We start from the raw sequence: 25138 nt of genomic DNA, 5'->3' as shown, positions 1-25138 counted from the left end.
GTCGCTCCGGCGTCGCTTAAGTACTCGCTTCCCCGTCGCTTTCGTCGACCTCGTCGCCGCCGGGCCCTCGCGGGGGCCCGCCGCGCGACCGGTGGTCGACGAACGGGTCGAGTGCGTCGGGCCGTCGAACGGGGCGGTCTTAAGTCCGTCCGGTGACGAGGGCGATCCATGCCACGCGACCGAGCCACCTCGACGCTCGGCGTCCGGAGCTCCCGCGACGCCGCGGGGGTGTCGTAGATGGGCGGGGGGCCGATGGAGGATCGGGAGAGCGGCAGCCGAGGGACCGGCGGCCGAGCGATCGGCGTCGACGTCGGGGGGACGTTCACCGACGTGGCGCTCTCGGTCGACGGCGACCTCGTCACCGCGAAGGTGCCGAGCACCGACGACCAGAGCGAGGGCGTCGCGGCCGGTATCGAGAAGGCCTGCGAGGCGGCCGGGGTCGACCCCCAGACGGTGACCGAGTTCTCCCACGCGATGACCGTCTCCGTCAACGCGCTGCTGGAGGGCGACGGCGCGCGGACCGCGCTCGTGACGACCGAGGGGTTCCGCGACGTGTTGGAGATCGGCCGGCAGACCCGGCCGTCGCTGTACGACCTCGACGCCGAGAAACCGGAGCCGCTCGTCCCCAGACGCCGTCGGTTCGAGGTCCCGGAGCGGGCGACCGTCGACGGGATCGAGCAGCCGATCGGCGACGAGGCGATCGAGCCCCTCGTCGCCGACCTCCGTGACGCGGACGTCGAGTCCGTCGCGGTCTGCCTGCTCCACGCCTACGCGCACCCGGGGAACGAGGAGCGCCTCGCGGACGCGCTGCGCGACGCGCTCGACGTGCCGGTTTCGGCCTCCCACGAGGTGCTCCCGGAGTTCCGCGAGTACGAGCGCACCTCGACGACCGTCGTCGACGCGTACGTCCGCCCGGCGATCGACGGCTACGTCGGTCGCCTCACCGAGCGGGCACGAGACCTCGGCCTGCCGCAGCCGCGGATCATGCAGTCCAACGGCGGCGTCACCGACGCCGACACGGTCAGGCGGAACGCCGTGACGACCGTCCTCTCGGGGCCCGCGGCGGGCGTCGTGGGCGCGAGCGCGACGGCGGCGACCGACGCCGACCGCGAGGGGCTGATCACCTTCGACATGGGCGGCACCTCCAGCGACGTGAGCCTCGTCCGCGACGGTGAGGCCGAGCGGACGACGGAGGCGACCGTCGCGGACCGACCGATCGGGACGCCGATGGTCGACGTCGAGACGGTGGGCGCGGGCGGCGGGTCGATCGCGTGGGTCGACTCCGGCGGCGCGCTCCGGATCGGACCCCGCTCGGCCGGCGCCGACCCCGGCCCCGCCTGCTACGGGAAGGGCGGCACGGAGCCGACGGTCACGGACGCGAACCTCGTGCTGGGCTACGTCGGCGCGGACACGGACCTCGGCGGCGACCTTTCGCTCGACGCGGCGGCCGCCCGCGACGCGCTCGCCGACCTCGCCGACGAGGCCGGGATGGAGGGCCCGGTCGCGGCCGCGCTCGGCGTCCACCGCGTCGCGAACGCCGACATGACCCGCGCGATCCGCTCCGTCACGGTCGAGCGCGGCCACGACCCGCGGGCGTTCGGCCTCGTCGCCTTCGGCGGCGCGGGGCCGATGCACGCGGTCCAGATCGCCGACGGCCTCGACGTCGAGCGCGTTATCATTCCGCACGCGTCGGGGGTGCTGTCGGCGTACGGCCTGCTCGCGGCCGACGAGACCCGAGACGCCGTGCGGACCCGTCAGGGCCCCCTCACCGAGGTCGACCCGGAATCGGTCGACGCGCTGTACGGGGAGTTGGCCGACGACCTGCTTGACGAGGTCAGCGACCCGGACGCCGCGCGCGTCAAGTACGCTGCGGACCTGCGGTACGCCGGGCAGAGCTTCGAGCTCACCGTCGACGTCGAGCGCCCGTTCGACCCCGCGGACGCCGAGGAGCGGTTCGCGGCGGCCCACGAGTCGGCGTACGGCTACCGAGCGGACGAGCCCGTCGAATTGGTGAACTGCCGCGCGACGGCGACGGTCCCGCGGAGCGCGCCGGCGATCGAGTCCGTCGGCGCCCCCGACGCTGAGCCGCGGACCACCCGTGAGGCGGTGTTCCCCGATGGGACCCGCGAGACCCCCGTCTACGACCGGGAGCGGTTCCCGGCCGACGAGCGCGTCGCGGGTCCGGTCGTGGTCGAGGGGCCCGAGAGCACGGTCGTCGTCCCGCCGGCGTGGGGCGTCCGACTGCGTGACGACGGCGCCCTGGTCGCGGAGGTGAGCGACGCGTGAGCGACCCTGAGCGCGACACGGACATCGACCCGGTCACGCTGGAGATCCTCCGCAACCAGCTGGAGAGCGTCGCGAGCGAGATGGGTCACGTGCTGATCCGCGGCGCCTACTCGCCGAACATCAAGGAGCGACAGGACTGCTCGACGGCGCTTTTCGACGCCGACGGCCGGATGGTCGCGCAGGCGGAGCACATCCCGGTCCACCTCGGCGCGATGCCGGACGCGGTTGACGTGGTCCTCGAAAAGGACCCGAAGCCGGGCGACGTGTTCGTCGTCAACGACCCGTTCGCCGGGGGGACGCACCTCCCGGACGTGACGCTGGTCTCGCCGATCGCGCCCGAGGGAGAGATCGTCGGCTACGCCGTGTCGCGCGCGCACCACGCCGATGTCGGCGGGAGCGCACCGGGGAGCATGCCGCCGGGGGCGCGGGAGATATACGAAGAGGGACTCCGCATGCCGGCGGTCCGGCTCGTCGACGGCGGCGAGCCGAACGACGCCGTCCGCGACCTGATCCTCGCGAACGTCCGCACGCCCGACGAGCGCGAGGCGGACCTCCGGGCGCAGCGCGCCGCGAACGCGCGCGCCGAGGAGCGGGTCGGCGAGCTGCTCGACGAACACGGCGACACGCTCCTCGACGCCTTCGACGCCGTCATCGACTACTCCCGCGAGCGCGTCGAGGGCGAGATCCGGGAGCTCCCGGACGGCACCTATCGAGCGCGAGATGTCCTGGAGGGGGACGGCATCACGGACGCGGACATCCCCGTCGAGGTGGCGGTCACCGTCGACGGCGCCGCGATCGACGTCGACTTCGCCGGCACCGCAGACCAGGTGGACGGCAACCTGAACGCGCCGTTCTCCGTCGCGAAGAGCGCGGTGTACTTCGTCGTCCGCGCGGTCACCGACCCGGAGATCCCGCCGAACCACGGCTGCTACGAGCCGGTGTCGATATCCGCGCCCGAGGGGTCGCTGCTCGACCCTCAACCGCCGGCCGCGGTCGTCGGCGGCAACGTCGAGACGAGCCAGCGCGTCACGGACGTGACGCTGGAAGCGCTCGCGGCGGCGGTCCCGGAAGCCGTCCCCGCCGGCGGACAGGGGACCATGAACAACCTGATCGTCGGCGACCGCGGCGGCGAGTTCACCTACTACGAGACCATCGCCGGCGGCTTCGGCGCCCGGCCGACCAAAGACGGGATGGACGGCGTTCAGGTCGGGATGACGAACACGCTCAACACGCCTGTCGAGGCGCTGGAGACGGCGTACCCGCTCCGCGTCGAGCGCTACGCGCTCCGCCCGTCGAGCGGCGGCGACGGCCGCTACCGCGGCGGTCTCGGAATCGAACGGACGCTCACCGTCGAGACGGACGCGACCGTCTCGCTGCTGACCGAGCGCCGGCGGACCGCGCCGCGGGGACTCGACGGCGGTGAGGACGGCGCCCTCGGCGAGAACCTGATCGACGGCGAGCCGGTCCCGGCGAAGGCGTCCGTCGACGTCGCGGCCGGGACGACGGTCTCGATCCGCACCCCGGGCGGCGGCGGGCACGGCGACCCGGCGGAGCGCGACCCGGACGCACGGGAGCGAGACAGGCGCGACGGGAAGGTGACCGAGCGGGAACGCGGGACGGACAGTGGTCAGGAAGGCGGGACGGATAGCGATCGACCGGGGGAGTTCGGTAATGGCTGAAGAGAAGTTCCCCGGGGTCAGGCCTTCAGTCGGTGGTGTCTTCGAACGTGACGACGAGTCGGTCGGCGGCGAGCGCGTACACCGTCATCTCCGTTCCCTTCTCGGAATACCACGTCTCGGTCGGCGTGATCAGTTCGGCGTCACAGAGACGATCGAGGTGGTACGAGACGTTCTGGACCGACTGATCGACCGACTTGGCGATCTCCGAGGCCGTCTTCGGTTTCGCTTTCAGCGTGCTCAGTATCTGCTGTGCCGACTCGGAGGAGAGGACCTGTAACACGTCGGTCGTCTCGTTTTGGTCGACGACGACGTTCGTCTGTTCGCGGGGAGCGTGGGTGACTGGCGGCTGGTGGGGAAAGGCGCTGGGCATGGGTTCGGTGAGTCGCGATCGAGTTGTTCTGTTTGTTCGGCTCACTCCGAACGAACGAATCAAACAATTTAATACTTACGCAATCTATGACCGAAACATGACTCAACACGGGTTCCATCACGTCGCGCGGACAACAGACAGCTATGAGTGAGGACGACCGTAGCGTCGCCCGCGAGCGCGTCATCGAGTCGATGGAACAGTCGGCGGAAGTCTACGGTCTCAGTCGAAGCGCGGGTCGGATCTACGGCGTGTTATACTTCTCCGAAGGGCCCCTCTCGATACCGGAACTCGTCGAGGAAACGGGCTACGCGAAATCGACGATCAGCAACGTCACGCGGACGCTGACGCGGATCGGACTGATCTACCGCCGCTCCTCGAAAGGCGGCGGACGGCGCGTTCATTACACGGCCGAACGGGAGATCTGGTTCAGCCTCCAAGACGTCTTTCAACAGTACGTCCACCGAGAGATACAGACGACGTTGCGTGCGATCCAGCGCGCGGAGGCGCAGCTCCCCGACGACGCCGGCACCGAGGCGGAACGGATCGAGGAGCTTCGAGAAACCTACGAGGATCTCCGGGAGATCGTCACGCTCGCGTCGGACTTCACCGCCGCGGAACTCAGGGACGCGCTCGAATCCTACGACCGGTAGTCACCAGTACACCGCGTACGTACAGGCGTCGTCGCCGTCACGCCGACACGTCTCTCCGGTCTCTTCGATGAAGACGAACGCGTCCACGGACGCGTACTGCTTGGCGACGCCGCGGACGAGGCCCCGATCGAACGGACAGGGGTAGGGGTTGTGACACGTGAGTTCGCAGCTCCGATCCCCCGTCCGTTCGAACTCGTAGTACCCGATCTCGCCGCCGCGGTGGTTCTGTTGATAGGCGTCGTCGATCGACTGAAGTCCCGCGGCGACGGTCTCGAAGTCGTTCGGCCACGCGGCGACCTCGGGGACTTGTTCCCCGAGCCGGTCGAGGACGTGCGGCTGTAGCTCCTCGGCGATAGTCTCGAAGGCGTTCAACCAAGTCTGCTGCGGGTACCACTCCTCGGGGTCCGGGTCGGTGATGCCTTCCGCGGCGAGCGCCCGTAGCGCCCGCTCTCGATACGCGTCGGAGAAGCGTCCCATCGCTTCTTCGACGATCGTCAGCACGGTCTGCCCGTTCACCTCGACGCCTCGGTCGAACGCCTCATAGGCGGCCATTACCGAACCGACCGTTCGGATCGTAAAAGTAACTTCGATGTCATAGTCGTCGATCCGCCGATTCCCCCGGGTCGGCGGACGACGGCACGACGGAGCGCCACACGAGGTGTCGCGCGCCTACTTGAACCGGAACGTCTCCAGGTTCTTCGGCGCGAACGTCCGCATGTTGTAGTCGTGGTACAGCGCGGACGAGAGGTCCTGAACGGAACTCTCGTCGCCGTGGACGCACAGCACCTTCTCCGGGCGTGGGTTCATCGTCTTCACGAAGTTCTCTAACCCCTGTCGGTCGGCGTGGCCGGAGAAGCCGTCGACGACCTCGGTTCCCATCTCCAGGGTGAGCGTGTCGCCGCGGCCCCCGCCGCCCCAACCGTCGACCGGAATCTCGTCCCAGCCGTTCTGGATCCGGCGGCCAAGCGTCCCCTGCGCCTGGTAGCCGACGAAGACGAGGTTCGAGTCCGGGTCGGGGCCGATGTGGCGGAGCCACGACATGATCGGCCCGCCCTCGATCATCCCGGAGGTGGAGATGATGATACACTCATCGCCGTCGGCGACCTCCTGCCGCTCGTCCTCGCCGGCGTCGATGTGGTTGAACTGGTCGGCGAGGAACGGGTTCTCGTCCTCGTGGAAGATCCGGTCGCGGAGGTCGTCGCGGAGGTACTCGGGGTAGGTGGTGTGGATCGCGGTCGCCTCCCAGATCATCCCGTCGAGGTGGACGGGCATCTCGGGGATCTCCCCCTCGCGCATCGCCTCCTCCAAGACGAGCATGATCTCTTGGGAGCGCCCGACCGCGAAGGCCGGGATAACGACCTTCCCGCCCTGCTCGTACGTCTCGTTGATGACCTCCTTGAGCGCCTCCTCGGAGTCCTCTTGGTCGGTCTGGTAGTCGTTGCGACCGCCGTAGGTGGACTCCAAGACGAGCGTCTCGACGCGGGGGAAGTCGTTGACCGCGCCGTTGAACAGGCGCGTGTCCTCGTAGTGGATGTCACCCGAGAACGCGACGTTGTAGAGCCCGTCGCCGATGTGGAAGTGTGTGACCGCGCTGCCGAGGATGTGGCCCGCGTTGTGGAACGTGAGCTTCACGTCGGGCGCCACGTCGGTGACGTCGCCGTACTCCAGCGGGATGGTGTGTTTGATCGCCTCGCGGACCTGCGCGGACTCGTAGGGGGGCGTCCGCCCGTCCTTCGCGGCGACGTCGAGGTAGTCGAGGGTGAGCAGGCCCATCAGGTCGCGGGTCGGCTCCGTCGTGTAGATGGGGCCGTCGTAGCCGTACTTGTACAGCAGCGGGACCAGCGCCGAGTGGTCGAGGTGGGCGTGGGTGAGGATGACTGCGTCGAGCGTCGCCGCACCCGCACCGAGCGCCTCGGGCACTTGGAGGTACGGCACCTCTCCCTCGGCGCCGGGCTTGTCACCGCAGTCGATGAGGATCCGGGTCTCGGGCGTCGAGAGGATGAACGCCGCGCGGCCGACCTCGCGGCAGCAGCCGAGCGTCGTGATCCGGACCCACTCGTCGTCGGACATCTCCTCGCGGTGGATCTGTCGGCCCACGCGTTCGAGGATGTCGCGGCGCTCCTCGCGCTCGTTCTTCAAGAAGCCGCGGACGTTCGAGACGGTGGAGGACTCGATCGGCGGCGTCCGAACGACCTCGGGCGTCCAGCCGACCTCCTGAGTGATCTCGCGGAGCGTCGAGCCGCGGCGGCCGATCACCATCCCGGGCTTTTCGGCCTCGATGACGACCTCGCCGGTGTCCTCGTGGAAGTCGAGGTCCGTGACGCCGGCCTCCTCCGGGATCACGTCGCGGACCTCCTCTTCGGCCCGCGCCGGCGGCGAGAGGGCGCTCGGGTCCGGTCGGACCGTGATCCGCTTGCGGAGCTTCGACGCGAGCCGTCGGATCAGGTCGCCGTCGCCCGCGAAGCGCTTGGGGTCGCGCGTGTACACGACCAGCTCCGGCCCCTCGTATTTCACGTCGGTGACCGTGATGTCGTTCGGAATCTCCTGTTCGATCTCGGATTTCAACGTATCGAGTTGCTTGTCGACTTGACTCATATCTCACTGCGGGTCGTCGAGGCCGTCGTCGTCGTCGAATCGCGTCGCGCGTCGCGCGGCGACTCGCCGCCGATCGATCGACCGTGACGGGGTAGGCATAGTGGAAGTACTGTCCGTACTGGTTCCGTGCGCGGGAACAGCCAGCGAAAACCCGCTTGGATCGGACTACTGCCCCGCCGTTATAAAAGCCTTCGCAAAGGGCAAGCCCCCGCCGCCACAATCCGGCCCATGCGCGTCACGCCGCAGACGGTCAGCGACGAACACGCCTGGGTCCGCGACCGCGCGGATGTCGTCGTCCCGATACTCAATGACACCCGCGACCGCCTCGGCCGGCTCTTTGAGACGGAGGTCGACCCGGTGGCGCCGGAGGCGTACCGCCGCGAGGTCGACGCCGTCTTCGCCGACGGAGAGGTCGCGGTCAACGTCGCGGCCTGCGTCGCGCTCCTCCGCGACCTCGACGTCGAGGGCGACTACCCCGGGTTCGTCGTCGACGAGGTCCTTGGCCGCGAACTGGCGGCGACGATCGCGGGCGGCCGCCCTCTCTCGCTGCTCGCGCAGGCGACGTTCCACGTCGCCGACCTCTACGTGGACCGAGACGCGACCGCGGCCGAGGCGGACGGGAACGAGCGCGGCGCCGGAACGGCCGGCGCCGACGATCTCGACGCCGCGCTCGCGGCGGGGTTCCAGACGCGGCTCCCCGGGTGGGACTGGCGGGAGGGAGAGAGTCCGTTCGCGGTCGAGCCCGATGCGTGAGCGTCCGTCCGCGCCGCCTTACGACGTGAAGTTCCTGACGAGCCCGTACGCCTTGTCGAGCAGCGCGTCGGGGAGGAACCGCGCGAGGACGCCGACGCGCGCGACGGTGCCGGGCTGGACCCGCGCGGGCGGCCGCGTCGCGCTCGCGGCGTCGTAGATGGCGTTCGCGACGAGCTCCGGCTCGACCGCGCCGGGGCCGTCGCCGCCGATCAGCTTCGCGTCCTCGAACATCGCGTAGAACTCGTCGTACGCGTCGGTCCGATCGATCCCCTCGCGCTCCTCGGGGTCCGCCTCCCGCTCCGCGCGCTTCGAGAAGTTCGTCTTCACGGGGCCGGGCTCGACGACGACCACGTCGATTCCGAGGTCCGAAACCTCGTTTCGGAGCGCGTCGGACATCGCCTCCAACGCGAACTTCGACCCGCTGTACACGCCGCCGCCGGGCATCGACACCCGGCCCGCGACCGACGAGACGTTGACGATGGTCCCGTCGCGCTCGCGGCGCATCGCGGGGAGGACCGCCCGAATGAGTCGATGGGGTCCGTACACGTTCACGTCGAACTGCTCGTGGACGCGGTCCGTGGTGACGTCCTCGATCGGTCCGAACTGGCCGTAGCCGGCGTTGTTGATCAGCGCGTCGATCGCGCCCTCCTCGTCCAAGATCCGCTCGACGACGCGGTCGACGTCGTCCTGATCGGTGACGTCGAGCGTGGCGAGCTCACAGCCCGCCTCGCCGAGCGCCTCGACGTCCGCGGGGTTCCGCGCGGTGGCGTACACGGTCCATCCCTCGTCGAGGAACGCGTGCGCCGCGGCGCGGCCGATGCCCGAGGAACAGCCGGTGATGAGTGCCGTCTTCTGCACGCCTCTCCGGTCAGTCTCCGAGGGCATAACTCTCCCGACCGGCGGCGAAACGTCGCCGTCGACCGAGAGCGAACGGACGCGTTACTCCTCGCCGTCCGTGGCGTCGTCGTCCGCCGCCTCCTCGTCTTCGTCGGCCGGGAGGAGGTCTCGCTCGTCGAGGATCGCCTCGATCTCGTCAGCGGGGCGCTCGCTGTACTGCGGGTCGTCGACGGTGATCGTCGCGACGCCGACACCGTCGGGGGACAGCTCGCCGTCGTTCGACTGGGCGAGGGTGTCGAGCGCGAGCCCGACCGCCTCGTCCGTGGAGATACCTTCCTCGTACTCCTCTTCGAGGTAGTCGCGGAGGTCGCTGCGGTCCGACCCGATCGAGAGCGCCTGCCACTCGTAGGGGGTGCCGGAGGGGTCCGTCTCGAACAGGCGCGGCTCGCCGTTCTCGACGCCGCCGACGATGAGCGCGACGCCGAAGGGGCGCGCGCCGCCGACCTGCGTGTACTGCTGGATGTGGTCGGTGATGTTCTTCGTCAGCGTCTCGATACCGACGGGCTCGCCGTAGCGGAGCTGGTTGATCTGCGCCTGTCGGCGCGCGAAGTCGATGAGCTGGCGGGCGTCGGCGACGTGGCCCGCGCTCGCGACGCCGACGTGGTCGTCGGCCTTGTGGAGCTTCTCGATGCTCTCCGGCTCCATCAGGGGGGACCGGGCGCGCTTGTCGGCCGCGAGGACGACCCCGTCCTCGGCGCGGATCCCGACGCTCGCCGTCCCTCGTTTCACCGCCTCCCGGGCGTACTCGACCTGGTAGAGTCGGCCGTCCGGAGAGAAGATTGTGATGCCGCGGTCGTACGCCTGCTGTTGGGATTGGCCCTGCATGATATCACTCGGTGTCGAACGTCGTCGCGCCGACGCGACCCGACTCGGCCCGCACGTCGCACGCGTCACCGCGCACGGTCGCGGACCGCTCGGCGCCCTCGAACGCGACGTCTCGCTGTGTCGAACTGGGGGTCGCGCGACCCATATATCTTTCCTCACAGGCGCGCACCGTCCCCGAAATCCCTCTGACGCGGATTCCGACCGGCTCGCCGTCGACCTCGCTCACGCAGGCGATCGCGGCGCGCGCGTCGTCGACGTGCCCGTGCCTGACGCGGACGACGGCCTCGCCGGTCCCGTCCGCGTGCGCGAACGAGAGCAGCGTGAGGTCGGCGTCGGCGCTGCCCGCGTCGCCGAGGAGGTTGCCGGCGCTGTACCACAGCGCGCGCTGGAACGCCCGCCGACCGATCCCCGCGTCGGACCACGTCTCGATTCCGACCGCGACGTACCGCCAGCGCGGTCGGAGGTGCTTGGGGAGGTGTTTCACGACAGGGCCCTCACGCCGGCAGCTCGCGGATCCGCTCGGCGACGATCACCGCCACCTGGTCGTGGACGCGCTCGACGGCGGTCACCGCGAACCCCTCCGCGGTGAACGCCTCGACCAGCGTGCCGACGGTCGCCGGGTCGTCGACCTCCGGGCTGTAGAACGGCGCTTCGGGGTCCGGGTCCTCGAAGAACGCCACGTCGCCGAGGACGATCCGGCGCGCGCCCGTCTCGGCCATCACACTGATCGCCTCGCGCTTCTCGTCGTCGGCAAGGTGGTGGAGCGCGAAGTTCGAGGTGACGACGTCGACCCGCTGGTCCGGGTCGAGGCCGGGGTCGCGGAACTCGCCGTACGCGAACTCGACGTTGTCGAGCCCCCGCTCTTCCGCCTTCCGGCGGCCCTCCTCCATCATCCCCTCGCTGATGTCGCGCGCGAGGACGCGTTCGGCGTCCGCAGCGACCTCCAGCGCGATGGCGCCCGTGCCCGCGCCCAGGTCGAGGACGACGTCGTCCGCCTCGGGCGCGGCGTGATCGATCACGAGGCTCGCGCAGGCGTGATACTCGTCGCTCTTCGAGTCGTCGTACGCCGCCGCCTTCTCGGAGAACCGCTCGGCGTGCTCCTCAACCGTCTTCTTCATACTTGCCACGTCGGACCCCCGGCTCTATGAAGGCCTCGGAGCGGCGCTCCCGGTTGCGCTCGACGAGGTCGCCCCACGCTCGCAGTCCCTCCCGGATGGCCTCGGCGTCGAACCCGACCGCCTCTCCGACCGCGACCAGTTCACGGGGCGCGCGGAGTTCGAGGTGCGAGCGCGCGTTCGCGCTCACGACGTACGGCGCGTCGTAGTGGGAGACGATCTCGCGGAGCTTCCGGAGGTCCGCGAGCGCCCGGACGCGCTTCCCGCCCGTGGCGCGCAGCGCCGGGCCGAAGTCGAACTCGACGTGAACGCCGTTGTCGCGCGCCGCCTTCGCGAGGACGTGGTTGAAGTCGCCGCCATCGGCCGTCGGACGGACGAGCACGTCGACGCGCGCCTGCTCGACCGCGAACCGATTCAGCGCGTCGTCCCCGCCGACGACGCAGACGACGGTCCGGTCGGAGCGGTAGTTCCCGACGGCGCCGGAGGCGCTCGTCGGGTCGTCGGCGTCGACCTCGACCGCGTCGACGACGTCGATCCCGTACTCCTCGCGGAGCGCGTCCAGGTCGCGGACGGGGCTTTTGTCCGCGTCGGCTGGGACCGAACCGCCTTGCCCGCGTCCTCCGGCCGGGTCCAGCGCGTCGCGCGACCGCACCACGATCCCGTCGTAGCCGTGGCGAGCGGCTGTCGCGGCGTGGCGCGCGACGGTCGCCTCCCCGTCGGGGTAGGCGTGAACGGCCTCGTACATGGGCTCCCGTTTTGCGGCCGAGCGTATCGGCGTTGCGCTTCCCGATCCGCGACCGAGGCGGAGCGTCTCCGCACCGACCCGGTCGCTTTTGTCCGCCCGTCGGAACGTTGGCGTATGCCCGCCGACTTGGATGAGAAGACGGACCGCTACGAGCGGATGCTCGCGGACGCGCTCTCCGTCGCGGAGCCGCGCCCGCCGGCCGACACGCCGCTGGGGGAAGCCGCCGCCGACGTGGCCGAGATGGCCGAGTCGTACCTCGACGACGGCCGCCACTTCCGCGCGGACGGCGACCCGGTGAACGCCCTCGCCTCGTACTCGTACGGTTACGGCTGGCTCGACGCGGGTGTCCGGCTCGGGCTGTTCGCCGTGCCCGACGACACCGAACTGTTCACGACGTGAGGCCGGGGCGCCGCCGGCCGGCCGCCCCGACCGCGCCCGAGGGACGCGCTTATGCGGCGACGACGCCCAGCGTGGGCATGGACGAACTCGCGGACCTGACCGAGCGGCTCGTCTCGATCCCCTCTCACGAGGACGAGACGGCCGCGGGCGACGCGATCGAGGAGTGGCTGCGCGCGGAGACGGACGCGACCGTCGAGCGCGACGAGGCCGGCAACGTCCTCGCGTTCGCGGGCGCGACCGACGACCCGGACGCCGACTCGCTCGCCCTCGTCGGCCACCACGACGTGGTACCGCCCGCGCCCGAGCAGACGACGGGCGAGGGGACGGACGGAGAGTACGTCGTAGAGCGGCGCGACGGCCGGATTTACGGCCGCGGGACCGCCGACATGAAGGGGTCGGTCGCGGCCGCGATGTGCGCCTTCCGCGACGCGACGCCGCCCGCGGGCCGCGAGCTGATATTCGCCTCGTTCGTGGGCGAGGAGGTCGGCGGCGAGGGGGCGCGCCACGCGATCGACGCGGGGTTCGCGCCGGACCGGGCGGTCGTCGCGGAGGGCTCGACGAACTACTCGAAGCCGGGCGTCACGGACGTCGTCGTCGCGCACCGCGGGCGCCGCGGGTCGCGGCTCGTCGCCCGCGGGGAGGCCGCGCACGCCTCGGAGCCGGAGGCTGGCGTGAACGCGATCTACCGCGCCTGCGACGCCATCGACGCGGTCCGCGACCTCGACGTGCCCGATGCGACGGTCCTCGGCAACGACGTGTCGGGGTCGCTCGCGGTCACGATCGTCGACGGCGGCGAGACGTGGAACGTGATCCCGGAGCGCTGCGAGGCGACGGTCGACGAGCGGACGGTCCCCGGCGGCCGCGCCGACCTCGCGGGCGTCGCCGACGCGACGCCGGGCGTCGAGCTCGTCGTCGACCAGGACCTCCCGCCGATGGCCTGCGGCGACGCCGGGTTCGCCGACGCCGCGCTCGACGTCGCCCGCGCGATCCACGACGACCTCGGCCTCGACGCGCCCGAACACGTCACCAAGCCGCACGCGACCGACGCGGGGTGGCTCGCGCAGGCCGGCACGGAGTGCCTGGTCTGCGGCGCCTCCGAGCCCGGCGAGGCGCACACGGACACCGAGAGCGCGAGCCTCGACGTCCTCGACCGCTGTTACCGGATTTATACCGGGATCGCCGAGCGGGAACTGTAGCGGTCGCGACGGTGGTCTCGGTCGGGTTTCGGCGGGACGGAGGCGGCCCGTATGGAAGGGGTTTTATGCGACCCGCGGAAAGTGTGCGCCACTATGGGAGACAAGTCGAAGGCTCAAAAGAAGCGTCTGGCGAAGGCGGAGCGCCAGAACACCCGCGTCCCCGCGTGGGTCATGATGAAGACGGACATGAACGTGACGCGAAACCCCAAGCGGCGCAACTGGCGCCGGAACGACCTGGACGAGTAAATGTCGACGAACGACTTCGAGGAGCGCGTCGTCACCGTCCCGCTCCGCGACGCCAAGGAGAAGCCCGTCCAGCAGCGCGCCGACTACGCCATGAAGATCACGCGACAGCACCTCGCCAAGCACTTCTCCGTCGACGAGGGCGACGTGATCATCGACGGCTCCGTCAACGAGGCCGTCTGGGAGAACGGGCGTCAGAACCCGCCCAGCACGGTGCGGGTCCGCGCGGCTCGGTTCGTCGAGGACGGCGAGCCGGTCGTCGAGGCCGAGCACGCAGAGTAACGTGTTACGGGCGACCTTCACCGGCTCGTCGTACGTGGGCGTGTTCGCCCGCGCCGTCGGCGATATCCTGTTAGTCCGGCCGGACGTCGACGAGGAACTCGCCGAGGACCTCGGCGCGGAACTCGGCGCGGAGCCGCTGCCGACGACGGTCGGGCGGTCCAACACGGTCGGCGCGCTCGCGACGGGCAACGAGCACGGCGTGCTCGTCTCCTCGCGCGCGACCGAGCGCGAGAAGGATCGAATCGCCGACGCAGCCGGCGCCCCGGTCCGCGAGCTCCCGGGCGAGATCAACGCCGCCGGCAACGTCGTCCTCGCAAACGACTACGGCGCGTACGTCCACCCGGACCTCTCGCGCGAGGCGATTCAGACGATCAAAGAGGCCCTCGACGTCCCCGTGACCCGGGGCGACCTCGGTGACGTCAGAACGGTGGGCACGGCGGCGGTCGCCAACAACACAGGAGTGCTCTGTCACCCGCAGTCGACAGAGTCGGAGCTTCAGGCGGTCGAGGAGGCGCTCGACGTCCGCGCCGACCTCGGCACCGTCAACTACGGCGCGCCGCTCGTCGGCTCCGGCCTCGTCGCCACCGACGAGGGGTACGTCGTCGGCGAGGACACGACCGGCCCGGAGCTCGGCCGGATCGAGGAGACGCTCGGCTTCATCGACTGAGCCGCTCCCCCGTCCTTCTCCCCTCGGTTCGTATCGCACTCACACATTTACAAGCCGCAGCGGAGTTGGGGACGGTATGCCCGCTATCGAGTGTCGAAACCTCTCCAAGTACTACGGCGACGTCCGGGGGATCGAGGACGTCTCCTTCGCCGTCGAGGACGGCGAGGTGTTCGGCTTCCTCGGCCCGAATGGGGCGGGGAAGACCACAGCGATCCGCACCCTCTTAGGCTTCCTCTCGCCGACGAGCGGCGGCGCGACGCTGCTCGGCCGCGACGCGACGGACCAAGTCGAGTCCCGCCGCGCTCGCGAGCGGATCGGGTACCTCCCCGGCGACCCCGGACTCGACCGCGACCGCACCGCGAAGGCCTTCCTCGACCACCAGGCGGCGCTCCGCGGCGAGTCGAGCCGCGACGAGCTCGTCGACCGGTTCGGCCTCGACGAGTCGCGGCGGATCGCCGACCTCTCGCGGGGGAACCGGCAGAAGGTGGCGCTGGTGGCCGCGTTCATGCACGACCCGGACCTGCTGCTGCTCGACGAGCCGACCTCCGGGCTCGACCCGCTGTTACAGGAGGAGTTCGCCGCGCTTGTGCGGGAGCGCGTCGACGACGGGGCGAGCGTCCTCCTCTCGTCGCACGTCCTCGGCGAGGTAGCCGCGCTCTGCGACCGCGTGGGCGTTCTCCGAGAGGGGCACCTCGTCGCGGTCGAGTCCGTCTCGGACCTCCGGTCGCGCGGCGGGAAGCAGGTCCGCGTCCGCGTCGCGGAGGAGGTCGACCGCGCCGACTTCGAGGTCCGCGGAATCTTGAACCTCCGCGTCGGCGAGACCGTCTCGTTTACGTGGACGGGGGAGTACGACGCGCTGATCGACCTGCTCTCCGGCTACACCGTGCTCGACCTCGATGTCGTCGACGCGCCGCTCGAAGAGGCGTTCATGACGTTCTACGACGGCGACGTGCCGGGCCCGACGGGGAGCGGGAGCGGCGGGACTTCAGGTCCCGACGCGGCGGGAAGTGGGGCGGCTGACTCCGGAGGTGAGGGCCGATGAGCGAGCGCCGGACGCCGTGGCTCGCCATCGCCCGGTACGCCGCCGCCGGTCGCGCTCGCGGCTCGCTCGTTGTGACGGGGCTGCTCTCCGCGTTCCTGTTGCTCTTCTTAGCCTTCTTCCCCTCGTTGTCGACCGCTGGGATCGACCTCGACGCGTACGTCGAGGCGTTCCCGCCCGCGTTCCAAGAGGCGTTCGGGATCATCGCCATCTCCTCTATCGAGGGATTCCTCGCGGTGGAGTTCTACCAGTTCGCGTGGCTGCTCTTGGTCGGCCTCTATCTCGCGTACCTCGCCGGGGGGACGATCGCCGGCGACGTGGCCTCCGGTCGGATGGACCTCACGCTGTCGGCGCCGGTCGCGCGCCGCGACGTGGTGATCGGGCGGTTCCTCGGGCTGGTCCCGCTCGTCGTCCTGTTGAACGTCGTGCTCCCTGTCGTCGCCTACGTCGGCGTCCTCGCGGTGGGAGAGACGATCGCGGTCGAGCGGCTCGTCGCGGTCCACGCCTTAGCGGTGCCGTACCACCTGACCTGCGTCGCGGTCGGGATCGCCGTGTCGACGCTCGTCTCGCGCCCGGGGATCGCCCAGCGGGTCGCGCTCGGCGCGCTGTTCGCGCTGTTCATGTTCGAGTCCGTCGTCGCGAGCACCGACTACGCCGAGGCGGGCGATCTCAGCCCGACGGCGCACTACGACCCCTCCGCGGTCCTCGTGCTTGGCGAGTACGACCTGACAGGCGCGGCGGTCCTGCTCGCGGCGACGACCGTCCTCGTCGCCCTCGCCGTCGTTCGGTTCCGCCGCGCGGACCTCTCGGGGTGAAACGCCGCGCTCCGAGACCGCTCCGCCGTCGTTCGAGGCCGATTCGTTTCGCCTCCGGCCGCCTCGCCGCCTGTCCTTTTTTAGGAAGATACTTCCCTGTCCCTGCCGGATCGGGAGACATGAGTACCTACACGGTGAGTGGACGGTTCCAGAGCCGAGACGGCGACCAGCCGTTCACGAAGGACGTTGAGGCGGAAAACGAGGATCTCGCCCGCGAGCGGATCTACACCACGGTCGGGAGCCAGCACAACCGCAAGCGCACCCAGATCGACATCGAGGAGGTGTCCGAGGAATGATGGGCGGCGGGCAACAGCAGCTCCAGCAGCTCTCGCAGGAACTGCAGGAACTCGACGAGGAGATCGAGGCCCTCGAAGCCGAGATCGCGGACTACCGCGAGGAGAAGGCCGACATCGACGACGCGGTCGAGGCCATCGAGACGCTCGACACGGGCGCGACCGTTCAGGTCCCGCTCGGCGGCGGCGCCTACCTCCGCGCGGAGGTCCAGGACATCGACGAGGTCATCGTCTCGCTCGGCGGCAACTACTCCGCGGAGCAGGAGCAGGACGACGCCATCGACGTCCTCCGGCGCAAGCAGGAGGCGCTCGACGACCGCATCGCGGAGACGGAGGAAGAGGTCGAGGAGCTGGAGTCCGAGAGCGACGAGCTCGAACAGCAGGCCCAGCAGATGCAACAGCAGATGCAGCAACAGCAGATGCAGCAGATGCAGCAGGCCGAGGAAGACGACGGGGAGTAAGACGAGGACTCGACCGTGTTCGACGGACTGAAAGACAAGCTCTCCGGCTTCCGCGAGGACGTCGAGGAGTCGACCGAGGTCGAGGAGGAGGCGGCGCCCGACGACGAGGCGGCCGCCGAGAGCGACGCGGGCGACTCCGCTGCCGAAGCCGTCGGTGACGACGCCGCCGCGGCCGAAACCGCCTCCGACGAGCCGACCGCGGACGGCGACTCGTCGTCTGACGACGACGAGCCGAGCACCTTCCAGCGCGCGAAGGCGTTCGCGACCGGCCGGATCATCATCGAGGAAGAGGACCTCGAGGAGCCGCTGTGGAACCTCGAGATGGCCCTCCTCGAGAGCGACGTGGAGATGAGCGTCGCCGAGCAGATCCTCGACAGCGTCCGCGAGAGCATGCTCGGCGAGTCCCGCAAGCAGGTCGAGACGACCGGCGAGCTCGTCGAGTCGGCGCTTCACGACGCGCTACTCGACGTTATCGCCGTCGGCCAGTTCGACTTCGAACAGCGGATCGCCGAGGCCGACAAGCCGGTCACCATCGTCTTCACGGGCGTCAACGGCGTCGGGAAGACGACGAGCATCGCGAAGCTCTCCGAGTGGCTCGCCGACCGCGGCTACTCCACCGTCCTCGCGAACGGCGACACCTACCGCGCGGGCGCCAACGAGCAGATCCGCGAGCACGCCGACCGGCTCGGGCGCGACCTGATCAGCCACGACCAGGGCGGCGACCCGGCGGCCGTCATCTACGACGGCGTCGAGTACGCGGAGGCGAACGACATCGACGTCGTCCTCGGCGACACGGCGGGCCGGCTTCACACGAGCGACGATCTGATGGCCCAGTTAGAGAAGATCGACCGCGTCGTCGACCCGGACATGACGCTGTTCGTCGACGAGGCGGTCGCGGGCCAGGACGCGGTCAACCGCGCGAAGGAGTTCGACGACGCCGCCGCGATCGACGGCGCGATCCTGACGAAGGCGGACGCCGACTCCTCCGGCGGCGCCGCTATCTCCGTCGCGTACGTCACCGGGAAGCCCATCCTCTTCCTCGGCACCGGACAGGGGTACGACGACATCACGCTGTTCGACCCCGAGGACCTCGTCGAGAGCCTGCTCGACGAGGAGTGAGCACGAGCGCACCGCTCTTCCTCTCTCGCCGTTTCGCCTTTCCCGCGAGCGGCGCGACCCCCGGCTCGCCGCGCGTCCGGCGGTTCAGCCGCCGTCCGAGCGTCCCTCCGTCGTCGCGCGCGCAGTGCGGCCGCGAACTCGCCCTCGACCGCGTACGGCCCGTCGGTGACGCGGTGCGGTAGTTCCCGCTCGGGTCTCGCTGATCGCCTTCGCACGCCCCGCTCCGATCGCGTTCCGATCCGAACCGCGATAAAGAGCTTTCTCACGCTTTTTTATTAATGGTAGTGCCGATGAGTATAGTGGTTAATTATTTATGTTACTCAGGGGCCGGTTAGTTTGAGGCGAAAGTAATGACTGACAGCGATAACCACGGGGACGGCTCGACGCACAGCCTAGAGACAACCGCGTCCGATCGCGGCTCGCAGCGCCGCGATATTTTAAAGGTGGGGGCCGGAGCGGTAGGGATCGCCGGACTCGCGGGGTGTCTCACCGACGACGGTTCGAACGGTTCGGACGGGTCAGATGGGTCGGACGGCTCGGACGGTTCCGACGGCTCGGACGGCTCGGACGGCTCCGACGGCGGCAGCGACACGACGAACGTCGCTATCGTCTCCAGCCCGGCGGGGTTCGGCGATCAGGCGTTCAACGACCTCGCGCTCGACGGGCTCCAGAACGCGGCCGAGGAGTACGACATCGAGATCCAGCAGGTCGAAGAGACCAACCAGTCGAACTACCAGACGGTCCAGTCGCAGCTCGCCGAGAGCGGCGACCCCGACTACGACCTCATCGTTCTGGTCAGCTACAACCACACGCAGGCGCTCCAGACGAACGCCGAGGAGTACCCGGACCAGAACTGGATGCTGATCAACGCGTCGGTCGACCAGCCCAACGTGGCGGGCTACACCTGGGCGAACCACGAGATGTCCTTCCAGGCGGGCGTGTTGGCGGGGACGATGACCACGCGCGAGCTCTCCCACGAGGGCAACTCGCTCGACCCCGACGAGAGCGTCGTCGGGTTCGTCGGCGGCGTCGACGGCTCGCTCATCAACGCGTTCGAGCGGGCCTACCGCGCCGGCGTGGAGTGGATCGACGAGGAGATCGAGGTCAACGTCGGCTACATCGGGAACTACACCGACACACAGACCGCGAACAACATCGCCACCTCGCAGTACGACGCGGGCGCCGACATCGTGTATCACGCCGCCGCGGCGGCCGGTCAGGGCGTGTTTCAGGCCGCACAGGAGGCCGACCGGTTCGCAATCGGTGTCGACGCCGACCAGTCCGTGACCCTCCCCGACTACCAAGACGTCATCATGGCGTCGGCGGTGAAGTACATCAACGAGGGGACCTACGAGGTCGCCGAAGCGGTCGTCGAGGACGACTGGTCCAGTGTTCAGGGGTCGAACGTCCTCGGCCTCGAGTCCGGGGGCGTCGAGGTCGTGTTCGGGCAGGCCATCGGCGACAGCCTCCCGGACGTCGCGGCCGAGAACCTCGAGGAGAGCAGGCAGGCGATCATCGACGGGGAGGTCACGGTCCCCTGTAGCGCCGGCGGTTGCTGACAGCGGGCGGTGCCCGCGAGTATTTTTCCACTATGCCAGAATCCACAGACAACGCGCCCGCCGTCGAACTCACGGACATCACGAAACGGTTCGGCGACGTCGTCGCGAACGACGGCGTCGACTTCTCCCTGCGGAGGGGGTCCGTTCACGCCGTGGTCGGCGAAAACGGCGCCGGGAAGACGACCCTGATGAAGGTGTTGTACGGGCTCTACGACCCCGACGAGGGGACGGTGACCGTCGACGGTGAACCGCGGACGTTCGAGTCGCCGCGCGACGCGATCGACGCAGGGGTCGGGATGATCCACCAGCACTTCCAACTGGTGGACACCATGACGGTCCTCCAGAACATCGTCTTAGGCCACGAGCCGTCGAAAAACGGACTTGTCGACGATCGCGAGGCTCGCGAGCGCGTCCGGGAGATCTGCGACGCCTACGGGTTCTCCGTCGACGAACACCTCGACGCGGACGTCGAGGACCTCGGCCTCGGCGTCCAGCAACACGTCGAGATCGTAAAGAGCCTCTACCGGGGCGCCGAGACGCTCATCTTCGACGAGCCGACGGCGGTGTTGACTCCACAGGAGGTCGAGGGCCTGTTCGACGTCATGGACGCGCTCACCGACGACGGGCGGTCGCTCGTCTTCATCACGCACAAGCTCGACGAGGCGATGACGGCGGCCGACGAGATAACGGTCCTCAGGGACGGCAGCGCGGTCGGCACGGTCGACGCCGACGAAACGTCGCGGAACGAGCTCGCCCGGATGATGGTGGGTCGGGAAGTGCTCTTCGACGCCGAGCCCCGGGAGCGGTCCCCCGGTGACGTCGCGCTCTCCGTCGACGGCGTCTGCGCGGACGACGAGCGGGGCATCCGCCAGGTCGACGACGTGAGCTTCGCCGTCAGGGAGGGAGAGATTCTCGGCGTCGCCGGCGTCGAGGGAAACGGACAGCGGGAGCTGATCGAAACGATAACCGGTATGCGGGGCGCCGAACGCGGAGTCGTGGCGCTGTTCGGCGACGACATCACGGAGCTGAGTCGGCGGGAGCGCATCGAGTCCGGGATCGCGTACGTTCCCGGAGACCGGACGCGGGAGGGGCTCGTCCAGGAGTACAGCCTCGTCAAGAACGCGCTGCTCGGCAACCAGACCGTCGAACCGTTCGCGGACGGCGCCTTCCTCGACTGGCGGGCGATCACCGACCACGCGGACGCCATCGTCGAGGAGTACGACGTCCGGCCGGCCGACGCGGACGCCACGGCTGAGTCGCTGTCCGGCGGCAACCAACAGAAGTTCGTCGTGGGTCGCGAGCTCGAACGGAACCCGTCGCTGCTCGTCGCGGCGCATCCGACTCGCGGCGTCGACATCGGGTCGATCGAGTTCATTCACGAGCGGCTCCGCGAGATGCGCGACGAGGGCGTCGCCGTGGTTCTGGTCTCCTCGAAGCTCGACGAAGTCAAACGGCTCTCCGACCGGACGGCAGTCATGTACGAGGGGGAGTTCGTCGACGTGGTCGACCCCGGCGACGTGACCGAGGAGGAGCTCGGACTGATGATGGCCGGACAGTCGCTCGACGACCCTGACACGGTCGCGCTCGACGCGGGGGGTGACGCGTGAGCGACGCCGGCGCTTCGCACGTCCGAGCCGCGCTCGACCGGATCGTCGACCGGATGCTCCGGGCGTCCGTGCTGGAGCGGATCGTCATCGCGATCGTCTCGACGACCCTTGCGCTCGTCATCGGCGCGGGCATCGTGGCCCTGTCGGGCTACGACGCCGTCGAGTTCGTCTACTCGCTCGTGTACGGGGCGGTCGGCGAGCTCTCGAACGTCGCCTTCACACTCCGGCAGTCGACGATGCTCATCTTGGCGGGCGTCGCCGTCGCCGTCGCGTTCCGCGCCGGCGTGTTGAACATCGGCGTTCAGGGGCAGTTCGTGGTCGGCGGATTCGCCGCCACCCTCGCGATCCTGTTTCTGACGCCGCTGCTCCCCGCGAACACCGTCGTCGGCGTCGTCCTGATGGTCGTCGCCGGCGGAGCAGCCGTCGCCGCCGGCGGGGCGTACGGCGCGCTGCCCGGACTGATGAAGGCGTACGCCGGCGCGAACGAGGTCATCACGACGATCATGTTGAACTTCATCGCCTCCGGCGTCGTCTACTTCCTGTTGGACGCGTATCTGCGTCCGCCGGGGGCGGCGGCGCCGAACACGGAGTCGTTCCCCGACTACGTCGACCTCCCGGGGTTCGCCTTCGGGAGCCCGTCGTTTTCGGTCATCGGGTTCGGGATCGCACTGGTGACCGTCGCCGTCGTGTACGTGTACATGACACAGACGGGGTCTGGCTACGACCTCGTCACCAGCGGCTATCAGGAGCCCGCCGCGAAGTACTCCGGCGTCGATCCGAACCGAATGATCGTCCGGACGATGACGCTCTCCGGGATGATCGCCGGGCTCGCCGGGGCGCTGTTCGCCGTGATGATCCTCGGGTACTACAGCGACCCGAACACGTTCCCGACGTTCGGCTTCGACGCCATCGCCGTGAGCCTCTTGGCCGCGAACAATCCGCTCGGGGTGATCCCCGCCGGGCTCCTCTTCGGCGGGCTCGACGCGGGCGGACAGTACATCGGTTTCACGCTCGACGTCCCCAGCGAGCTGGTCGACGGCGTGATCGGGCTGATCGTCCTGTTCGTCGCGGCGCCGGAGCTGTTCCGCGCCGCCGGTCGGTACACGGGCCTCGGAGGTGACGCCAGATGAGCGCCGTCCGGGACGCGATCGGCGGCCGCTCGGCGTTCGTCGGCAGCCTCGCGCTGCTCGCGGCCGCTCTGCTCGTGTTTCTCGTCGCCGACATCCCCGGCTCCGACCTCGTGACGGTCGGCGCGATGGAACGGGCGCTTCAGGCCGCGACGCCGATCGCGCTGGCCGCCATCGGCGGGCTCTACGCCGAGAAGAGCGGCGTGTTCAACATCGGGCTGGAAGGGTTCATGATCTTCGGCGCGCTGTTCGGAGCCGTCACGGCTTGGACCGCGTCCGGCGGCGACGGCGTCGGGCAAGCGGACCTCTGGTTCGGCGTGTTGGTCGCGACTCTCGTCTGCGGCCTGCTGGCGGCGCTGTTCGCGGTCCTCCTGATCCGCTACGAGGCCGATCAGATTGTCGCTGGGCTCGCGGTGTGGTTCATCGGACTGGGCTTCGGTCCGTTCATCTCTACGGTCGTCTGGGGCGGCGTTTCGAGCCCGTCGCTCCCGAACATCGACAACGTGGTCGTCCCCGTTCTCTCCGAGGTGCCGATCGCGGGGCGGCTGTTCTTCGACGCGTCGCCGCTGGTCATGTTCACGGTCCTCCTCGCGGTCGGCGCGTGGGTCGTGCTGTTCCGGACCCGATACGGCTATTGGGTACAGGCGGCCGGGGAGAACCCGGAAGCGCTCGACACGGCCGGGGTCGACGTGAACCGCGTCCGCTACGCGACGCTCGTCTTCTCGGGCCTCATGGCCGGGCTCGGCGGTGCGGTGCTGTCGATCGGCATCGGGAGCGGGTTCACCGGAACCGGCGTGACGATGGTCGACGGTCGCGGCTGGATCGCGATCGTCGCGTACCTCTTCGGCAACTACAATCCGCTCGGTACGTACGGAGCGTCCCTGCTGTTCGGTGCGATGGACATGCTCCAGATCCAGCTTCAGACCGTCGGCATCTCGCTTCCCGGGAGCATCACGGGGCTGTTCCCGTACGTCGCCGTCCTCGTCGTCCTCGTCGTGGTCGGGTACACGCGGGTCCCGGCGGCCGTCGGCGAGCCGTACGCGAAGGAGGACTGACCGACGGGGTAGCGCTCTCGGCCCGTACGGGCACTTCTTTACCCGCCCTGTCGAAAGCCGGCGTCATGAGCGGAACCGATCCCGATCTCCGGGACCAACTGAAGTCGTTCGGATTCTCCGACAAGGAGATCGACACGTACACGACTATCCTGACCCTCGGCGAGGCGAAGGCGAGTGCGATCGCCGAAGGGGCCGACGTGTCCAAGCGGTACGTCTACAACGTGTTGGGGGAGTTCGAAGACCGCGGGCTCGTCGAGATACACGACCACGAGACGCCGACGACCGTCCGGGCGCTGGACCCGTCGACCGTCGTCGACCGACTCTCCGACACGCTCTCGACGCTCGAAGGGAACCTCGACGCGCTCTACGAGCCCGACCCGGAGGTCGACCGGCGCTACGAGGTTATCAAATCGACGGCGACCGTCCGAAAGCGTATCTCGCGGCTGCTCCGGGAAGCGGAAAACGAGGTGAGCCTCTCGGTCCACGCCTCCATCGTCTCGGACCTCGCCGCCGACCTCAGGTCCGCGGTCGACCGCGGCGTACTCACTCTCGTACTGGTCAACGACGACGGGACCGACGCGGTCGAGAGAGGCCGCTTCGAGGGGCTGGGCAGCGCGGTGCGCGTCTGGGACCACACCGGGCCGATGATCCTCAGCGTCGACCGAACCCACGGCCTGTTCTCCCCGCCCGAGGTGGTCGTCGGGCCCCCTACCGACCAGCAGGCCATCGGCTTCACCGAGGACCGGCTCTCGCCAGCGCTGGTCGGATCCTTTCTCGGAAACTACTGGCCCCTCGCGACGGAGGTCTACGTCGACGGGCCGAGCGAGCCTCCGGAGACGTACGATAGATTCAGACACGCGGTGTTGGACGCGACGCTCCACCGCCGCCGCGACCGCGAACTGATCGCGGAGGTGTCCGTTCGTCCCGCCCGGTCCTCCGAGCCGTTCGAGACGCGGCGCGGGCGGGTAACCGGGGTGCGGCAAGGGCTCGTCGAACCGACGACGAATAACATCCCCATCGAGAACACGTTGGTGCTCGACGACGGAACCGAGGAGTTCACTGTCGGCGGGCCGGGCGCGATCATGGAGACGTACGAGGCCAGGCGAGTCACCCTCGAGACCCCCGAGACGGCCGATCAGTCCGTCTCCGAACTGCTCGACTCCTCCTCGAAGGTGTAGTCGAAGCCGGACCTGCCCCGCGAACCGGCCGCTCGACCGCCAATAGCCGTGATCTCCCGCTCACGCGTACGATTCCGGCGGAGGTGCCTCACACCAAATTATATATCGCGGTATGTGATTTATGAGTTTCACACTGAACGCGTGTCGACCGACCGAGGCCGACGGAATACGAGACGATCTGCC

At 69.3% G+C, this 25138-nt stretch carries 27 protein-coding genes; 19 read left to right on the top strand and 8 right to left on the bottom strand.

What is annotated here, in order from left to right; all coding sequences use genetic code 11:
- Positions 1–237 precede the first annotated feature (237 nt).
- Together B378_RS0108135 and B378_RS0108130 are read left to right on the top strand one after the other, a co-directional pair.
- On the top strand, positions 238–2286 hold the full coding sequence (locus B378_RS0108135) for a hydantoinase/oxoprolinase family protein (protein WP_026046223.1): 2049 nt from the start codon (positions 238–240) through the stop codon (positions 2284–2286).
- A complete protein-coding gene (locus B378_RS0108130) occupies positions 2283–3965 on the top strand; it encodes a hydantoinase B/oxoprolinase family protein (protein ID WP_017343310.1) in 1683 nt (560 codons plus the stop codon). The genes B378_RS0108135 and B378_RS0108130 overlap by 4 nt, the downstream gene beginning before the upstream one ends.
- Positions 3966–3990: 25 nt before the next feature.
- Here B378_RS0108130 and B378_RS0108125 read toward each other — a convergent pair whose 3' ends face one another.
- Positions 3991–4335 (bottom strand): winged helix-turn-helix domain-containing protein, encoded by a 345-nt coding sequence (locus B378_RS0108125; protein ID WP_017343309.1) that lies wholly within the window; start codon positions 4333–4335, stop codon positions 3991–3993.
- Positions 4336–4478: 143 nt separating this feature from the next.
- On the opposite strand from B378_RS0108125, the gene B378_RS0108120 reads away from it, so the two are divergent.
- Positions 4479–4985 (top strand): GbsR/MarR family transcriptional regulator, encoded by a 507-nt coding sequence (locus tag B378_RS0108120; RefSeq protein WP_017343308.1) that lies wholly within the window; start codon positions 4479–4481, stop codon positions 4983–4985.
- Here the strand turns inward: B378_RS0108120 and B378_RS0108115 are convergent, their stop codons facing one another.
- Both B378_RS0108115 and B378_RS0108110 read right to left on the bottom strand, forming a co-directional pair.
- Positions 4986–5537 carry a hypothetical protein gene (locus tag B378_RS0108115; protein ID WP_017343307.1) on the bottom strand — a complete coding sequence of 184 codons (552 nt, stop codon included), beginning with the start codon at positions 5535–5537 and terminating at the stop codon, positions 4986–4988. It lies immediately after the preceding gene.
- A gap of 117 nt (positions 5538–5654) precedes the next feature.
- Positions 5655–7580, bottom strand: coding sequence for a beta-CASP ribonuclease aCPSF1 (locus B378_RS0108110; RefSeq protein WP_017343306.1), 1926 nt, complete (start codon positions 7578–7580; stop codon positions 5655–5657).
- A gap of 228 nt (positions 7581–7808) precedes the next feature.
- Here B378_RS0108110 and B378_RS0108100 point away from each other — a divergent pair, with 228 nt between their 5' ends.
- Entirely contained in the window at positions 7809–8333 is a 525-nt protein-coding gene (locus tag B378_RS0108100) for a hypothetical protein (protein ID WP_017343304.1), read from the top strand.
- Between the two features lie 18 nt (positions 8334–8351).
- Here B378_RS0108100 and B378_RS0108095 read toward each other — a convergent pair whose 3' ends face one another.
- Genes B378_RS0108095 through B378_RS0108075 form a run of 5 tightly spaced genes read right to left on the bottom strand, consistent with a single transcriptional unit; the run spans position 8352 to position 11915 of the window.
- Positions 8352–9218 carry an SDR family oxidoreductase gene (locus tag B378_RS0108095; protein ID WP_044965541.1) on the bottom strand — a complete coding sequence of 289 codons (867 nt, stop codon included), beginning with the start codon at positions 9216–9218 and terminating at the stop codon, positions 8352–8354.
- Positions 9219–9272: 54 nt separating this feature from the next.
- On the bottom strand, positions 9273–10055 hold the full coding sequence (gene psmA / locus B378_RS0108090) for an archaeal proteasome endopeptidase complex subunit alpha (RefSeq protein ID WP_017343302.1): 783 nt from the start codon (positions 10053–10055) through the stop codon (positions 9273–9275).
- A gap of 4 nt (positions 10056–10059) precedes the next feature.
- Complete coding sequence (locus B378_RS0108085; protein WP_017343301.1) at positions 10060–10539, bottom strand: Rpp14/Pop5 family protein; 480 nt, start codon at positions 10537–10539, stop codon at positions 10060–10062.
- Positions 10540–10549: 10 nt separating this feature from the next.
- Entirely contained in the window at positions 10550–11173 is a 624-nt protein-coding gene (locus B378_RS0108080) for a class I SAM-dependent methyltransferase (protein ID WP_017343300.1), read from the bottom strand.
- Positions 11157–11915 (bottom strand): RNase P subunit p30 family protein, encoded by a 759-nt coding sequence (locus B378_RS0108075; RefSeq protein WP_017343299.1) that lies wholly within the window; start codon positions 11913–11915, stop codon positions 11157–11159. Before B378_RS0108075 ends, B378_RS0108080 begins: the two co-directional genes overlap by 17 nt.
- A 114-nt stretch (positions 11916–12029) precedes the next feature.
- Here B378_RS0108075 and B378_RS0108070 point away from each other — a divergent pair, with 114 nt between their 5' ends.
- The 15 genes from B378_RS0108070 (at position 12030) to B378_RS0108000 (ending at position 24955) form a co-directional block, all read left to right on the top strand.
- Positions 12030–12314, top strand: a complete 285-nt coding sequence (locus B378_RS0108070; RefSeq protein ID WP_017343298.1) for a DUF357 domain-containing protein — start codon at positions 12030–12032, stop codon at positions 12312–12314.
- 77 nt (positions 12315–12391) lie between these two features.
- Entirely contained in the window at positions 12392–13510 is a 1119-nt protein-coding gene (locus B378_RS0108065; protein WP_017343297.1) for a M20 family metallopeptidase, read from the top strand.
- A 93-nt stretch (positions 13511–13603) separates the two neighbouring features.
- Positions 13604–13756 carry a 50S ribosomal protein L39e gene (locus tag B378_RS0108060; protein ID WP_004050128.1) on the top strand — a complete coding sequence of 51 codons (153 nt, stop codon included), beginning with the start codon at positions 13604–13606 and terminating at the stop codon, positions 13754–13756.
- Positions 13757–14035, top strand: a complete 279-nt coding sequence (locus B378_RS0108055; RefSeq protein WP_004595726.1) for a 50S ribosomal protein L31e — start codon at positions 13757–13759, stop codon at positions 14033–14035. It begins immediately after the preceding gene.
- Position 14036: 1 nt separating this feature from the next.
- A complete protein-coding gene (locus tag B378_RS0108050; protein ID WP_017343296.1) occupies positions 14037–14702 on the top strand; it encodes a translation initiation factor IF-6 in 666 nt (221 codons plus the stop codon).
- Positions 14703–14778: 76 nt separating this feature from the next.
- Positions 14779–15744: an ABC transporter ATP-binding protein gene (locus B378_RS0108045; RefSeq protein WP_017343295.1), complete on the top strand. Its 966-nt coding sequence runs from the start codon at positions 14779–14781 to the stop codon at positions 15742–15744.
- Positions 15741–16556 (top strand): ABC transporter permease subunit, encoded by an 816-nt coding sequence (locus B378_RS0108040; RefSeq protein ID WP_017343294.1) that lies wholly within the window; start codon positions 15741–15743, stop codon positions 16554–16556. The genes B378_RS0108045 and B378_RS0108040 overlap by 4 nt, the downstream gene beginning before the upstream one ends.
- Before the next feature lie 119 nt (positions 16557–16675).
- Entirely contained in the window at positions 16676–16852 is a 177-nt protein-coding gene (gene rpl18a / locus B378_RS0108035; RefSeq protein ID WP_017343293.1) for a 50S ribosomal protein L18Ae, read from the top strand.
- Entirely contained in the window at positions 16852–17310 is a 459-nt protein-coding gene (gene pfdA / locus B378_RS0108030) for a prefoldin subunit alpha (protein ID WP_017343292.1), read from the top strand. The genes rpl18a and pfdA overlap by 1 nt, the downstream gene beginning before the upstream one ends.
- A 15-nt stretch (positions 17311–17325) precedes the next feature.
- Positions 17326–18429: a signal recognition particle-docking protein FtsY gene (gene ftsY, locus B378_RS0108025; RefSeq protein ID WP_017343291.1), complete on the top strand. Its 1104-nt coding sequence runs from the start codon at positions 17326–17328 to the stop codon at positions 18427–18429.
- A 350-nt stretch (positions 18430–18779) separates the two neighbouring features.
- Positions 18780–19988: a BMP family protein gene (locus B378_RS0108020; RefSeq protein WP_026046222.1), complete on the top strand. Its 1209-nt coding sequence runs from the start codon at positions 18780–18782 to the stop codon at positions 19986–19988.
- 32 nt (positions 19989–20020) lie between these two features.
- On the top strand, positions 20021–21595 hold the full coding sequence (locus tag B378_RS0108015) for an ABC transporter ATP-binding protein (protein WP_017343289.1): 1575 nt from the start codon (positions 20021–20023) through the stop codon (positions 21593–21595).
- Positions 21592–22725 carry an ABC transporter permease gene (locus tag B378_RS0108010; protein WP_017343288.1) on the top strand — a complete coding sequence of 378 codons (1134 nt, stop codon included), beginning with the start codon at positions 21592–21594 and terminating at the stop codon, positions 22723–22725. Before B378_RS0108015 ends, B378_RS0108010 begins: the two co-directional genes overlap by 4 nt.
- Entirely contained in the window at positions 22722–23777 is a 1056-nt protein-coding gene (locus B378_RS0108005; RefSeq protein ID WP_017343287.1) for an ABC transporter permease, read from the top strand. The genes B378_RS0108010 and B378_RS0108005 overlap by 4 nt, the downstream gene beginning before the upstream one ends.
- 65 nt (positions 23778–23842) lie before the next feature.
- Positions 23843–24955, top strand: coding sequence for a TrmB family transcriptional regulator sugar-binding domain-containing protein (locus tag B378_RS0108000; protein ID WP_017343286.1), 1113 nt, complete (start codon positions 23843–23845; stop codon positions 24953–24955).
- Positions 24956–25138 lie beyond the last annotated feature (183 nt).

The organism is Halorubrum sp. T3, assembly GCF_000296615.1.
Lineage (GTDB): Archaea > Halobacteriota > Halobacteria > Halobacteriales > Haloferacaceae > Halorubrum > Halorubrum ruber.
This window is presented reverse-complemented; position numbering and strand designations above follow the sequence as displayed.